At 44.2% G+C, this 14,769-nt stretch carries 7 protein-coding genes; 6 read left to right on the forward strand and 1 reads right to left on the reverse strand.

From position 1 onward, the window contains the following. Nucleotides 1-289: 289 nt before the first annotated feature. The 5 genes from vioA to vioE are packed head-to-tail and all read left to right on the forward strand — an operon-like array spanning nt 290 to nt 7,710. Nucleotides 290-1,588 (forward strand): flavin-dependent violacein biosynthesis tryptophan-2 monooxygenase VioA, encoded by a 1,299-nt coding sequence (gene vioA, locus QNM18_RS10715; protein WP_211010735.1) that lies wholly within the window; start codon nt 290-292, stop codon nt 1,586-1,588. Nucleotides 1,589-1,642: 54 nt separating this feature from the next. Then, nucleotides 1,643-4,678, forward strand: a complete 3,036-nt coding sequence (vioB, locus tag QNM18_RS10720; RefSeq protein ID WP_284137181.1) for an iminophenyl-pyruvate dimer synthase VioB — start codon at nt 1,643-1,645, stop codon at nt 4,676-4,678. Between the two features lie 2 nt (nt 4,679-4,680). Next, complete coding sequence (vioC, locus tag QNM18_RS10725) at nt 4,681-5,970, forward strand: NADP-dependent violacein biosynthesis oxygenase VioC (RefSeq protein ID WP_211010731.1); 1,290 nt, start codon at nt 4,681-4,683, stop codon at nt 5,968-5,970. Beyond that, nucleotides 5,970-7,106: a flavin-dependent violacein biosynthesis monooxygenase VioD gene (vioD, locus tag QNM18_RS10730; RefSeq protein ID WP_284137182.1), complete on the forward strand. Its 1,137-nt coding sequence runs from the start codon at nt 5,970-5,972 to the stop codon at nt 7,104-7,106. The genes vioC and vioD overlap by 1 nt, the downstream gene beginning before the upstream one ends. A gap of 1 nt (nt 7,107) precedes the next feature. Next, complete coding sequence (gene vioE, locus QNM18_RS10735; RefSeq protein WP_284137183.1) at nt 7,108-7,710, forward strand: violacein biosynthesis enzyme VioE; 603 nt, start codon at nt 7,108-7,110, stop codon at nt 7,708-7,710. Nucleotides 7,711-7,786: 76 nt separating this feature from the next. Here vioE and trpS read toward each other — a convergent pair whose 3' ends face one another. Further along, entirely contained in the window at nt 7,787-8,785 is a 999-nt protein-coding gene (gene trpS / locus QNM18_RS10740; RefSeq protein ID WP_211010725.1) for a tryptophan--tRNA ligase, read from the reverse strand. Between the two features lie 550 nt (nt 8,786-9,335). Between trpS and QNM18_RS10745 the strand changes: the two genes are divergently transcribed. After that, nucleotides 9,336-14,765, forward strand: coding sequence for a glutamate synthase-related protein (locus tag QNM18_RS10745; protein ID WP_284137184.1), 5,430 nt, complete (start codon nt 9,336-9,338; stop codon nt 14,763-14,765). The last annotated feature ends 4 nt before the right edge of the window (nt 14,766-14,769 follow it).

A 14,769-nucleotide genomic window follows, 5' to 3' on the forward strand; every position in this document is an offset into this window, starting at 1 on the left:
AAATAAAACAATTTAAGTTTTGTTACAGACCGAAAATATCATTATTTTAATAACATTTCAGTGATCATTGTTAATTATTGCAAACGTTAATGGTATCATTCTCCACAACAGATATAGCGAGTTTAATTAATCATAATCTATTGATTTTATGGAATACGAATTTAACACTTTCGTGTTTCAGTGAATAAACCGGCTTAACAATGATTTTTAATATTTAAATAATGTTAATTATTAATGAAGTTTCATTTAGAGCTACAAGTTTTTAGGAAAACTCAAGGAAACATGGAACATGACGGTTAGAGAAAACACCATCTCAATCATCGGAGCGGGCATTTCAGGTATTTTTTGCGCGCTAACGTTAGCAAAATCAAAAGAGTGTAAAAATACAACCATTCGGGTTTATGAACATAAGGATCGCGTAGGTGGTCGCGCACATGCAATAAAAGTCAATGATCATTATGTAGACTTAGGTGCAGGACGCTTTTCTTCGGGGCTTCATCATAATGTCAAAGAGCAAGTTAAGTTGCTTGATTTGGCGTATGAAAAATTCCCTTTTACACAACTAAAACGACCGCAAGCATTGCATAAAAGTTTAAAGAGCATTCTGAAAAATTTGAAACCACTTTGTGATGAACATCCCCACGATTCATTTGAAGAGTTTTTAACTATTTACGTAGGTAGAATCCAAGCAAGAGAGATGATCAACGCATTAGGTTATGACTCTTTAGCTCTGCCGAATATTACGCCTCATATCGCTTACGATATAATTGAAAAACACCCCGAAATTCAGGGGTTTTCTGACAATGCCGGCTATGAGTGGTTTAACTTAAAGGAAGGCTTTTCGGCACTGACCGAGAAGCTTTATGAGCAGGCTCTGGCACACGGTGTTGAGTTTCATTTTGGGCATGAGCTGATCAGCCTAGAAGCTGATACCACAGCCCCTTCACTCATATTAAAGAAAGACAATCAGCAAACAGTAGTCATAGACGAAGGTGAAATGATTTTAACTTTTCCTCCAACAGCTATGAAAAAGCTAGATTGTGGTTTCCCACAAGATTGGAGCAACTACACCTATGGTTCAATTCCATTGTTCAAAGGGTTCTTGTTTTATGATACACCTTGGTGGCAAGAGCTAGACTTAGCCGATCATGTTGTCATTGCCAACAGCCCGATGCGCAAGCTGTATTTTAAGGACAACAGATATGTATTTTTTTATACCGACAGTGAATATGCCAACTTTTGGCGTGACGCCACATTAAAAGGTGAAGCACATTACTTACAAACGGTAAAAGAACTTATGGCAGAGGCGCTAAAGTGTCATGTAAGCCAACTCCCTGATCCAAACAATCACACATACAAACACTGGGTACATGGTGTTGAGTTCTCTCAAGAATCTTGCCCAAACCACCCTGAGACACTTGAACATAAACAGTCTCATATCATCTCAGCATCAGATGCTTACACATCTCATTGTGGCTGGATGGAAGGCGGCATCATGGCCGGGACGAGTGCTGCAAATACCTTACTTGCGCGAATTAAGCAATCTCAAGTAAAGGCTGTAACAAAGAGTGAGCTTGAACACGTTTAACTGTCATTTGATAAAGACATACTGTAAACAAAGTAACTAGGAAGTTTTAAATAAATGAGTATTCTCGATTTTCCCCGAGTTCATTTTAAAGGGGTTGCGCGTGTCAATGTGCCAACAGGTAACCGTAATATCAACAATACCTTGGATATATCGACAAACACGGCGATCAAGGATGGTAAACCCTACGACGTAGCAAAACCGCCGCAAGCCTTTCATGACTACGTAAAGTCACTGGGGCCAAAATTTAATGCGCAGGGCCGTCTGGACGATGAAGGTGAATTTAACCTCGCTGCTGGTTACAACATGTGTGGTAATAACCACTTCAGCTGGGAAAACACCTTAATTACATCGGTTCAGCTAAAACCTGGAGAATACATTACCGAAGATAAGTTAGTCGGCAATAAACTGTCGCTATGGGGGCATTACAACGAATATTTGAGAACATCATTTAATCGCGCACGCTGGGTCGACAACGACCCGACTCGAAGAGATTCGGCACTCATTTATGCTGGTCAACTAACTATCACGGACCCAAAATCGTCTGCCAATACTGCACATATTTTGTCAGCAGACATTGACTGCACACATGGCGTGCGATGGATTAACCGTGGCTATATTGAAGAGCCGATTAATCACTTTCTCCATGAAGAAATGAGCGAAGCTCGCCTGTTTCAGTTCACGGTAAAAAAAGACAGTGAAGAATTTATATTTAATCAACTAGGTCTTGAGTCAGAATTTCTATCAGCATTGAAAGATAAGCTACAAGACCCAACGGTGAAAGGCTTAGTGGTACAGTACTGTGTAAGTAACCTGTCTCCGCCTATGACACCTAACAAACCCGTTTTTTGCGAATTACACGGCTCCATTGGTTTGTGGTATGACGATGATATGAAAACCTCACCAACAGGACGAATTTTAAGGCCGGATAATAGCGAGCAGTACGCGCCTATAGCGCTATCAGTTAAAGATAATTGGCTCAGTTTAAACAGTGCGATTAGTTTTCCCCATCAAAATTATGAGCAAGCTATTCCCGTTCAAAACGGCATGCCACCCGCACTAAGTGACAAGGTTGACTTAGGTAACCTGTACTTAAAATCTAATAGTGGTCAGGTGGTAGCCGTCATACAACCACAAGACTATTTAAGCAATCACCTTAATGCGGGTATCATTGATATTCAATTGCCTGAGATCGATGCACAATTTCATCAGCAATCTCTCAAGTTATGCTCAGAGCGCCACACTTGGTACGAAAGTGACTGGTATATTCAAGCTGAGCAACACATCCTCTCTATGGAAAGTCCAAACACGGAGCTAAATAAGCCAAGTACCCAGTCACTGGATATACGCAGTTACTACCGAGGTGAACCTGCGTCCGTTAGCCAATTGGCCACTCACGTGTTAACACCTGACAAAGTGGCTTGCTCTCCTTTTATCGAAACAGATCAAAATGGACGAGGAAAACTCGACATTGAGAGCCTTAGTGCAGGCAGTGCAGAACTCTTTTTAGGTGAGTTTTACAGTCCAGTGCAAATCCGTGTGCTTGCAGATGATTGGGCATTGGCTGACACGCCGACAGAGCTGGTTGACTATGACTTTCTCTATACCCATGTAATGGCCTATTACGAACTTTTTTATCCATTTATGACTGAAGCGGTATTCAGTATGGCGGATAAGTGTAAATGTGAAACCTATGCCCGACTAATGTGGCAAATGTGTGACCCAAAAAACCGCGACAAAAGCTATTACATGCCAAGCACTCGGGAAATGCCGGAAGTTCACTCACAGCTATTTTTAAAGTACCTGTGTAATGTAGAGCAATCTGCGATGCCAAATATATTGCCATCAGCGCAATCCGAGGCCAAGATCAGCGGCAAAATCAAAAATAAGAAGCAGCTGATCAGCGCACTAAAAGACGCTGTGGATCTAGAACTTTCAATTATGCTGCAATATATATACAGCGCCTATTCATTGCCCAATTACGCCATAGGCGAACACTTGGTCTCGATCGGACGTTGGAACGAGCAACAACTAGAACTTGTAAACGGTGGCGAAGACAGACGACTCAATAGCGGCTGGCGCGGTGCATTACTTGAAATCGCACACGAAGAAATGATCCACTATTTAGTGGTAAACAATCTCCTTATGGCATTGGGCGAACCATTTTATCCGGGTAAGCCAGTTTTGGGAGAACAAGCAAAAGACACCTTTGGTCTCGATACAGAGTTTTCGTTCGAACCATTTTCAGAGCACATAGTTGCTAAGTTTGTTCGCTTTGAGTGGCCAGCATTTTTCCCAACCGTCGGGAAGTCTATTGCAGACTTTTATGCCGATATCACAAAAGCAATCGATGAATTACCTGACTTATTTGGTGCAGAAAAGATCAATTTGGGCGGTGAGCACCATTTGTTTCTTAATGAAATTATCAATCGAGAATATCCGGGCTATCAGTTTGAAGTTTATGATAAGGAGACAGCCTTATTCGCTATTAACTTCGTGACTGAGCAAGGCGAAGGTGTTGCCGCAAACTCCCCCCAATTTGAGGTCAGTCACTTTAGTCGTTTGCGAGCGATCTCGAAAACCTTAACTAACAGTGATATCCCATTTGAACCAGCATATCCAGTGCTGAAAAATCCAGTATTTGAAGCGCGAAGCGGGTGTAACCTCGTGACGGACCCCGCAGCAGTAGAACTTATGCAGTTTTATAAAGGTTGTCATGAATTAATGTTCCAGCTGATGATGCAACACTTTGCTATCAGGCCGCTGGGCAGTATGCGCCGTTCACGATTAATGAATGGTGCTATCGATCTCATGACGGGGATTTTAAGGCCACTTTCAGTGCTACTTATGACATTACCTTCAGGCGTACCAGGGAGAAATGCGGGTCCACCTGTGCCTGAAGCTATTGACACACACGTATTTCCAGACCTAGAGCAAGGGTGTATGGCCATATCTGAGCAATGTAAAAAGCTTGCAGCTATGGGCAGAGCTATGGTCTGTGCAAAACCTCCAACAACACAAATCGAGTTATTAGAGTTTTTTCAAAATCAGATGCATGAAATCGCAACTGGCAAACTTTCAAGGGAAGCTTAATCATGAAGAAAATAATTGTCATTGGCGGCGGTCTAGCCGGTGGCCTGACAGCCATATACTTAGCAAGACGTGGATACGATGTACACATCATAGAGAAACGTGGAAACCCTCTATTGAGCCAAGCAGACTACATTGATCAAGTCAGCTCACGAGCCATTGGTGTAAGTATGACGGTGCGGGGCATAGAGGCTGTGGTTGCGGCAGGGATCCCGCTTGAAGAGCTTCAAGCATGCGGTGTAGAAGTATCTGGCATGTCATTTTTTGTTAAAGGAGAGCCAAAAACACGTGAACTACCACCGCTTGATAAACTCAAGCCGCTATCTCTTAGTCGCAGTGCTTTTCAAGTTTTGTTAAACAAATATGCAGAGCTTGCTGGTGTGAACTATCACTATGATCAACGCTGTATCGAAGTCAATTTAGATAACTGCTCAGTGATGACAAAAGACAGCAATGACACTTTTGTCACTCATAAAGGTGATTTACTTATCGGTGCAGATGGTGCGCGCTCGTGTGTAAGAGAAGCGATGCAGTCTCATTGTAGACGTTTTGAGTTCCACCAATCTTTTTTCAAACATGGTTATAAAACACTGGTTGTACCCGATGCATCTAAAGTCGGACTGCGCAAAGACCTACTCTATTTCTTTGGTATGGACTCAGCAGGACAATTTGCAGGGCGTGCTGCGACAATCCCCGACGGTAGTATCAGCTTTGCAGTTTGCCTTCCTTATACTGGTCAAGTGAGCTTGCACAGCGACGACAGCACAGCGATGCGAGCATTCTTCGACAAATACTACCCAATGGTCCCGGAAGATATTCGTCAAGATATGTTTGAGCAATTCATGATTAAGCCGAGCAATGACTTAATCAACGTGCGTTCATCTACTTTCCACTATAAAAACACCGCATTACTAATTGGCGATTCAGCCCATGCGACAGCACCTTTTTTAGGTCAAGGGATGAATATGGCGCTTGAAGATGCCTATGTGTTAGATACCTTATTTGATCAGTATGGTGATGACTTTGCAAAGATCCTCGAAGAATTCACCGCTCAGCGTAAAATTGAAGCCGATGCAATGCAAGATATGGCCCGTGCCAACTATGAAGTCCTTAGTTGCTCAGACCCTATCTTTTTTATGCGCGCTCGATTTGCTCGCTATATGAATCAGAAATTTCCAGATCATTACCCGCCAGATATGGCAGAAAAACTTTACTTCACATCAATGCGTTACAGTGAATTAAGAGACAAGCAAGAAAAGCAAAACGTTTGGTACAAAATAGGGAGAATGAATTAATGAAGATTTTAGTTGTTGGTGCCGGTCCATCAGGTTTGATGTTTGCAAGTGAAACCAAAAAGTTAAAGCCAGAGTGGGAAATTCGCATCATTGAGAAAAACCATCCTGACGCAAACGTTGTTGGTTGGGGTGTTGTTCTGCCAGGGAGAGCGCCGCATCACCCAGCTAACCCACTGTCTTATATAGAAAACCATGAAATATTGGACGCCCAGTATTTAGAAGACTTTAAACTAACGCATCACAATCAAAGTGCGTTAAAAAGTACAGGCGTTACCTTATGTGGTGCCGAGCGAAAGTCGATGGTTCGTGAACTTAGACAATTATGTCAAAGCTTAGGTATCACCATAGATTATGAACAGCCTGCCGTAGAAGATGCAGAGCTATTGTGCAACGAATACGATTTAGTCGTTGTTTCAAACGGCATCAACCACACCACGACTTATTACCGAGACTCCCTTAAACCCAAAGTGGAATTTGGTAAAAACCGCTACATGTGGTACGGCACGCCAAAAACGTTTGATGCCATGAACTTGATCTTTAAGTCGCACTCAAAAGGTATTTTTGTCGCGCACTCATATAAATATTCAAGCACGATGAGCACATTCGTCGTCGAGTGCAGTGAAGAAACCTATCAAAAATCGGGGCTTGATGAAATGTCGCCGCAAGAAGCAGAGAAATTCATCGCTTCTGTCTTTGAAAGTGACTTAGACGGCAATCCGGTTATGGCGCAAGAAGGCTTAAAATGGCGTAACTTTATGACGCTTAGCCATGAGAAAGCATATGACGGTAACGTTGCTCTGCTCGGTGACGCATTGCAGTCGGGCCACTTCTCTATCGGTCACGGTACGACCATGGCCGTGGTTGGCGCACAAATCTTGGTTAAAGCCGTTTTCGATAACCCCGACAATGTTGAAGCTGCATTGGCTGACTTTAACCAGCACGTTATGCCAATCATGCGCCTATTTGACCAGCATGCAACCATCAGCCGCCTGTGGTTTGAAACGGTCGAGGACAGAATGCATTTGTCTACGGGTGAAGTCGCTCAGAGCTTTGCTGAGCGCCGTGGCGAGCTTCCACCATTACCCGCAGCTTTAGGCCAAGCGCTTGAAAGAGCCCTTGCCCGCGGAGACAAATAATATGGATCTGCACAAACAAAAGCAGCCCCCTAAGCTCCCTGCGCAGTGGAATAGCAGTTACATTTCGTACTGGCAACCAATGCAGCCGGAAGACCATATCACGTCCGGTTATTGTTGGTTTGATTACAGTAATAATGTTTGTCGAATAGATGGTTTGTTCAACCCTTGGTCTGAAGAAAAAACCGGCCATAGATTATGGATGTCGGAGATAATGTACCCGGCAACCAATGAATCTTTTAAGTCCAAAATTGCTTATAGTCGTGCGCACATGGATCAGCAAAGCTCGTTTCAAGAGCAAGTATTGAACGATGAGGTTGACCCGTGTCACGAGTTGATCTTAATGCAAGATGTGCTTGAGCAATGCAACGCCGAGTTGATAGGCACATGTGAGGTGATGGGCATTGAAGCTGATATTTGGCACTTTGAACGACCTAACGGCAAAGGACCAGCCACTTACTATTTCAAAGCGGATACCAATCAACTTTTGCGAATGGTCACAGGCGATCCGCAAAAAATGGCATCGGTGCGAGATTTCCCCAATTTTAATACTCGAGAAATTGACCCAGAAATTTTTCAACCGACCCCATTAAAGCAACCAGAGTAAGACACCCAATCGCATTGGGAATGAGGCGTGCCGACCACCGTTTATTTAAACCGTGGTCGGTCACATAATACTCCTTTCAAAAAACACTTAAGCCAAATGCGCTTTTCACTCTACCTAATACTTGCTGTGACTTTTGATCAGCTTGCTCAGTGCCGGCTTTGAGCAAGGCTTTCAACTGATGTTGATCCGCTAAATAGTGCGCTCTTCTCTCTCGAATGGGCGAGATTAAATTAATTAAACAATCCACCAATATGCCTTTTAGTTTGCTGTCTCCAAGCCCGCCGCGTCGATAATGCGCTTTCAGTGACTCGATGTACTGCTTGTCTTCATGAAATGCATCTAGGTAAGTAAACACCACATTGCCTTCAACCTGCCCAGGATCTTGGACACGCAGATGATTTGGGTCAGTGTACATCGCGCGCACCGCTTTAACTATTTCGTCATCTGTGCTGCCAAAGGTGATGACATTACCCAATGACTTAGACATTTTTGCTTTTCCATCCACGCCAGGTAACCGAGACACCTTGCTTAGCAATGGTTTTGCCTCCACCAATACTTGCTGTCCGGCAATATTATTGAGTTTTCGAGCAATTTCGTTGGTAAGTTCTATCATCGGAAGTTGGTCTTCACCTACTGGCACCAAGGTCGCGTCAAAAGCAGTTATATCTGCCGCTTGACTGATCGGATAATTTAGAAAACCCGCGGGGATTGATGCGCCAAAATCCTTGCTGGCAATTTCAGCCTTCACTGTCGGGTTGCGTTCAAGCCGCGATACACTCACTAGGTTTGCGTAATACATCGCAAGCTCCGCCAAAGCGGGTAGTGCTGATTGCAAGCAAATGGTAGTTTTAGTAGGGCAAATACCCACTGCTAAATAGTCAGCCATCACATTAAAAATATTGTCAGCAACTTTTTTCGGGTTATGACCATTGTCCGTCAGCCCTTGCATGTCAGCAATCAAAATCGTTTGATTGTGTTGTTCTTGCAGCGCAACTCGATGTTGCAGTGAGCCGACAAAATGTCCTAGGTGCAATGGGCCGGTTGGTCTGTCACCGGTTAGAATGGTATGTGTCATAGCTGTCTCCTTGTTTAGTTGGCTACCGAAAGAGACAGTGTTTTTGATTCAACCCTTACCTTTCGGCAGCAGTTGAACACACGTATTCAAGCGCCGCTCTATTAAGAGCGCCACCAAGAAAATTTGATAAGTGTTTCAAAGATAAAAGTATTCATAACAGATTTAAGCTAACACAGGGCTGTGTATACAGCAAGATCATTTTTTGTTAAATAAACAGGCATTGCAATACGACCTCGAACAACAAAAAACCTCATGTCGAAAGCTGATGAACACAATATAAATTCACTGGCGTGAAAAATATTCAACAAGCCATCAACTGCTATCCAAAACTAGGTAAAACAACTAAAAATCAATAATATAAATTAACATTATTTAATTTTCACACCGCAAGAATTGGCGTAAAAACCAGATCAAAGAGAATACAAATATTTATCATTTGCATATAAATTCACAAAGAAGTAGCTTGGAAAGCCTGCTTAAAAAATGTGTAGCTCGTTTTCAAAGGCAAATACTAGGATGAGCACACCCGTTTTACTGAATTGGGTACACTATGAAACGATATTTATTTGATAAAGACCTCGATAAGTCTAGTTGTGGTGTCGGCTTTATTACTCACAAGCAGAGCTTAAAAACACACCAACTTATCCAACACGCACATCAGGCACTTTGTATGATCCCACATAGAGGTGGAATGAATGCCGAAGGAATTGGCGATGGCGCTGGTGTAAATATTGATTTATCTCTCACATTTTTTAGAAAAGTGACCAAACAACCTACTCTTGAGCTGGGTGAGTTTGGTGTTGCTAACTTTTTCCTGCCAAATGACAATGCCAATCGAGAAGATGCATTATCTTTGATAAATACAGTACTGCGGCAATATGAGCTAGACGTGCTGACAACCCGCGATGTTGCAACCGATGCCGCAGTGCTAAATAGCGCAAGCCAGCTGGCACAACTAACCATAAAACAGCTCATTTTTTTGCGCCCCGCTCATATCCACAGTCAGGCTGTTTTTGAATCTCTTATTCATCAAGCGCTTGAAGAAATTGAGCTACACGCGTTTACCACACAAAAGCTTCGGGGTTTATATCCACTGTCCATGAGTTCCAGAACGCAGGTTTTAAAAGGCCGATTGAACAGCTGGGAAGTGGTTCCCTATTTCAAAGATCTCAATGATCCTGACCAACAGATACATACACTGTTTTTTCACACCCGGTTTTCAACTAATACAGCCCCTAATCCCATGTTTGCCCAACCATTTAGACGTATGGCACACAATGGAGAATTAAACACCGACCGTAAGAACCGGCTCAGTGAAAACGCCATTGCGAAGTATAAAAACAAACGGCTTATCTTTCCGGCCGGACAATCAGACTCCGCGCGGCTAGATCAAACCCTTGCTCGGCGTGTCATTGAAGATGATATGCCTATTGATGTCGCCGCTCTTGCGATGATGCCGCCAGCTTGGGAAAACGATGACAGCTTATCCGAGCCTGTGCGTGCGATGCTAGAGTATTTCTCGCTTTACGAAGAGAAAAATGATGGCCCAGCCGCCTTTATTTTTGGCGATGGCGTAAAGGTAGGCGCAAGACTCGACAGACTTGGCCTGCGACCTTTACGTAGTGTCGAAACTCATGACTATTTGGCCGTGATGAGTGAAGCTGGTCAGATAGATTTTCCCGCTGAGGAAATTATTCGCAGAGGAAGGATTGAAGCTGGCGGTATGATTGTATTTGACCATCAGCACAAAGAGATTAAATTCACTGCTCAAATTCTAGAAGAGCTCGCCTCAGAGCATGACTATGCGACCTTGTTAGATGAAGCAAGGCTAACGCTCGCTGAATTACCCGATATAACGCACAGTGATATAACGCAAAACACCCATTTAAACATTACTGCACAACATGTCGCTTATAGTATGAACCAAGAAAGCTTTAAGTTTATGCTAGACCCCATGTTGCAAGATGGCTCAGAGAAAATATCGGCAATGGGCTATGGCCTTGCTCCGAATGTTTTAACCCGAGAGGAAGGTGGCGTTTCTCGCTATTTTAGTCAGCGTTTCGCCCAAGTGACTAACCCACCGTTAGATAGCATACGCGAAGTTGACGGTATGACGCTGCGTGTTGCACTGGGGGCAAAACCCAATATTAGCTCGACTAGCCATCGCCAAATAGTGCTTAATTCTCCACTATTAAAACCCCATGATTTAGCCAAAATTACGGCGCAGACTGCACTCAAAGTCGAAACACTACCGATGCTCTTCAATGTTGATACAAGTTATACAGACCATCAACAGCAACTACTTGATGCACTCAAAACTCTGGCCTGTCGAGCACAGCAGCTAGCCTGTGAAGGTTGCGATATCATTGTACTGAGCGATCACAAGGTTACGCACCAACAAGCAGCTATTCCCGCGCTACTTGCCGTTGCTACTATCAATCAAAAGTTGATTGCCGAAGGTCTGCGCTTCAACACCAGTTTAATTTGTCACACCGGACAAGCCGCGAGCACACATGACATTGCCTGTCTATTAGGGTTTGGCGCATCAGCAGTCTGCCCTATCACCGTTTACAATCGTGCGATCGAGCTATTTAAAGACGAAGATATGGTTTTTGATGCGCTTGCCAGATACCAAAAAGCGGCCGAAAAAGCACTGATGAAAACAATGGGTAAATTTGGTTTGTGCACTGTCGAGAGCTACATTGGTGGAGAGTTTTTTGAAGCCAACTTCATCGACACACACGACCCACTGCTCAAAGCTATTTTTCCAAATATTCACTCGCCAGTTGGCGGAGCTCGTTTTAAAGATCTGGCTGATAGTGCCATTACATGGCACAAAAAAGTATTTGAGGTTCAAGCCGAAGATCAAATTCCTGTGCTCGGCTTGTTTAAGGAGCGAGCCCAAGGGGCTGGCCACAGTTTTGGCACAACTGCCGTACGTGAATACATCAATATGACCGAGGAAAAAATTCAATATATTGATGAGTCACAGCTCGAGTCCACTGATACTGGCGTTATTTTACCCGAAGATGACGGCTATAAAGATCTTGGCTACGAAGCCAGAACCCCCGCGCAAATAGCCCAATTTGAAATCACACAAGCTTATCGAGATTTTAGTCACAACCTACTTGTTGAACGACATCATCGTCCAGCTGCACTGCGAGATGTGCTTTCTCTACCGCTTGATTTTACGCATCTTGATAGCACACAGGCCTTTGTTGATGCTCTAAAACTGATAGAGATCTCAGGTTCCTATAAAGTCAATATTAGAGGTTTAAGCGTAGAGCCGATCGCTCAACATAAATGGCTGCTTAGCCACAGTGCAAAAAACCCAAAAACCAATTTGCACCTCGCAGAGGCATTAAACCAGTTATTCAAAACTGAAGTGTATGAGGTGCTACCAGCCAATGATAAGATCCTAATAGTCACACGAACCAACTCTACGCTAGATAAACTGTGCGGAAAACTTTGTACAGGGGTGGCGCCTGTGTCTCTGGCCAAAGTACAACCCGCCCACGAAATCACTGCGACTTTCGCTTCAGGCGCTATGAGTCACGGAGCACTCGTTGAAAAAGCCCATGAAGCCGTCGCACAGGGCACCAACATCGCAGGTGCGATGAGTAACTCAGGAGAAGGCGGAGAAAACTCCCGCCGTTACAATACGGTCAAAGCCAGTAAAATAAAGCAATTTGCTTCTGGGCGCTTTGGCGTTTGGACCGGCTATTTAGCCGACCCGGCACTACAAGAAATCGAAATCAAAATTGGCCAAGGTGCTAAACCAGGTGAAGGTGGTCAGCTTCCTGCGCCCAAAGTCAATGTCGTGATAGCCGCGGCACGTGGTGGCACACCGGGTGTTGAGTTGGTTTCTCCACCGCCACACCATGATACATACTCAATAGAGGATTTGGGCCAGCTGATCCACGATGCCAAAGCGGCACGAGTCAGAGTTATTGTTAAACTGGTTTCTTCAGAGGGTATCGGTACGATTGCCGTTGGCGTTGCCAAAGCTGGGGCTGATGTCATCAATGTCGCTGGAAACACTGGCGGTACAGGCGCGGCACAAGTAACGAGCTTGAAACACACTGGCCGAGCAGCAGACATCGGCATTGCTGAAGTACATCAAGCACTCAGCGAAAACGGCCTCAGAGATAAAATCACACTGCGCTGTTCCAATGCGCATCAAACGGGTAGCGATGTAGTTAAATCCGCTATGTTAGGCGGAGATTCATTCGAATTTGGCACCACTGCACTTATGATGCTCAAGTGCGTTATGGCTAAAAACTGTAATTTAAAGTGTCCTGCTGGACTCACCACTAACCCAGAAGTATACCGAGGCGATCCAAGAGCACTTGCACAGTATTTTATGAATGTAGCACACGAAGTACGAGAGATCTTAGCCAGTATAGGCTATCACTCTTTATCTGAAGTGCGAGGACGCTCAGATTTATTACATCTCGTCTCCCACCCTGCCATGGTTGGCAAGTTAGATATGACCGCAATGTTAAAGCCTGCCGAAGAGATAAAATTCGACTCGCCGATCTACTTGGAAGCCAATTTTGACATTGATAACAAATGGGTAAAGCAATTACAAAGCGAGTTTATAACGGCAAGTAAAGAAAGCTTTGACAGTGAGTCAATCAAACTCAATAACTGCAATAAAACCGTTGCAGGTCAATTAGCTATCGACATTGAGCGCATTTTAAATTACCAACTGTCAGATAAAGATATCAACGCCCACCCCGCCATCATGCGTCTTGAAAACGGCCGTGTTGTACTCAAGCCACATTGCGTTAACTTACACACCTCAGGCTCTGCTGGCCAAAGTTACGGGGCTTTCAATAACTCAGGCATGTCACTTCGCCATATTGGAACGTGTAACGATGGGGTTGGTAAAGGTGCCAGTGGCGGTCATATCACCATTACCAGCAGTGGTAAAAATATCGATGAAAATGTCCTAATTGGAAACTTCGCACTATTTGGAGCAACTGGCGGACAGCTCTATGTTTGCGGTCAGGCAGGTGACCGATTTGGAGTGAGAAACTCCGGCGCTGTCGCTGTCGTAGAAGGCGTTGGCGACTTTTGCTGTGAATATATGACCAATGGCGCTATCGTCAACCTAGGCGCTTATGGTAAAGGGTTTGGCAATGGCATGAGTGGCGGAACCGCGTATCAATATGATCCATCGGGACAAATTAGTGAATTGTGCTCGCAAGACTCAGTGTCGACGCTGTGCTTATCTACCGACAATGAGCTAAGTCGCGGACAGGAACTGGCGTTGTTGCAACATTTGCGTGAACACCTCAAAGCTACTGGCTCACCACGCGTGCAGGCACTTTTAGATAACTGGCCATCCGCTAAGCAACATTTTTACGTGCTTATTCCAAACGCACTTTACCAGTACCACTGCGCAGAACAGATTCTCCAGTCATTAAATAGGCGGACAATGCTCGAAGAGCTGTCGCTCGGCTGGGCAGATAAGTCTGTCAAAGCTATCCAGCTTGCATATCACAAGTATCACAATGACGCAGCATGCCTGTTTTCTGGCAAGCTTCCGGACTATGGCGATTGCGATACTGAATTAGTTTACAACTATATAACTAGTGCGGGAGTGCTTCACAGAGCGGAGCAATTGGCACAAAAACAACATACACAAGGTTACACAGAGATCACCGCAAAGTACTTATTTGAAACCTTAGATCACAAACTAATTGATGCACTTGCCAAAGATGCAAAAGAAGCCTTGGCTAGTTATGACGATCAGGCTCTTAGCTGCCTGTTGGCTTTAAAACGCGTTCAAGATTACAAAGATGCGCTCTCGCTCAGAGAAGTCTGTGACTCACATGCGTTAGGTACGAGCGTGTGGATCATACACAGAGACAGAGCCGTGCAAAAAGCACTGCTCAAGTACCGTAGTGTCGATGAACTGCTCGCTACACACTATTGCTATGTACTGTCTGAAGCCGTTAAAACCGCTGCGTAAGAAG

The organism is Pseudoalteromonas obscura (assembly GCF_030135505.1).
Taxonomy (GTDB): Bacteria; Pseudomonadota; Gammaproteobacteria; order Enterobacterales; family Alteromonadaceae; genus Pseudoalteromonas; species Pseudoalteromonas obscura.

Excerpts from the sequence above, each read along its gene's own strand:
- vioD (WP_284137182.1), top strand. The coding sequence starts at position 5,970 with ATGAAGATTTTAGTTGTTGGTGCCGGTCCATCAGGTTTGATGTTTGCA.
- QNM18_RS10745 (WP_284137184.1), top strand. The coding sequence starts at position 9,336 with ATGAAACGATATTTATTTGATAAAGACCTCGATAAGTCTAGTTGTGGT.
- vioC (WP_211010731.1), top strand. The coding sequence starts at position 4,681 with ATGAAGAAAATAATTGTCATTGGCGGCGGTCTAGCCGGTGGCCTGACA.
- vioA (WP_211010735.1), top strand. The coding sequence starts at position 290 with ATGACGGTTAGAGAAAACACCATCTCAATCATCGGAGCGGGCATTTCA.
- trpS (WP_211010725.1), bottom strand. The coding sequence starts at position 8,785 with ATGACACATACCATTCTAACCGGTGACAGACCAACCGGCCCATTGCAC.
- vioE (WP_284137183.1), top strand. The coding sequence starts at position 7,108 with ATGGATCTGCACAAACAAAAGCAGCCCCCTAAGCTCCCTGCGCAGTGG.
- vioB (WP_284137181.1), top strand. The coding sequence starts at position 1,643 with ATGAGTATTCTCGATTTTCCCCGAGTTCATTTTAAAGGGGTTGCGCGT.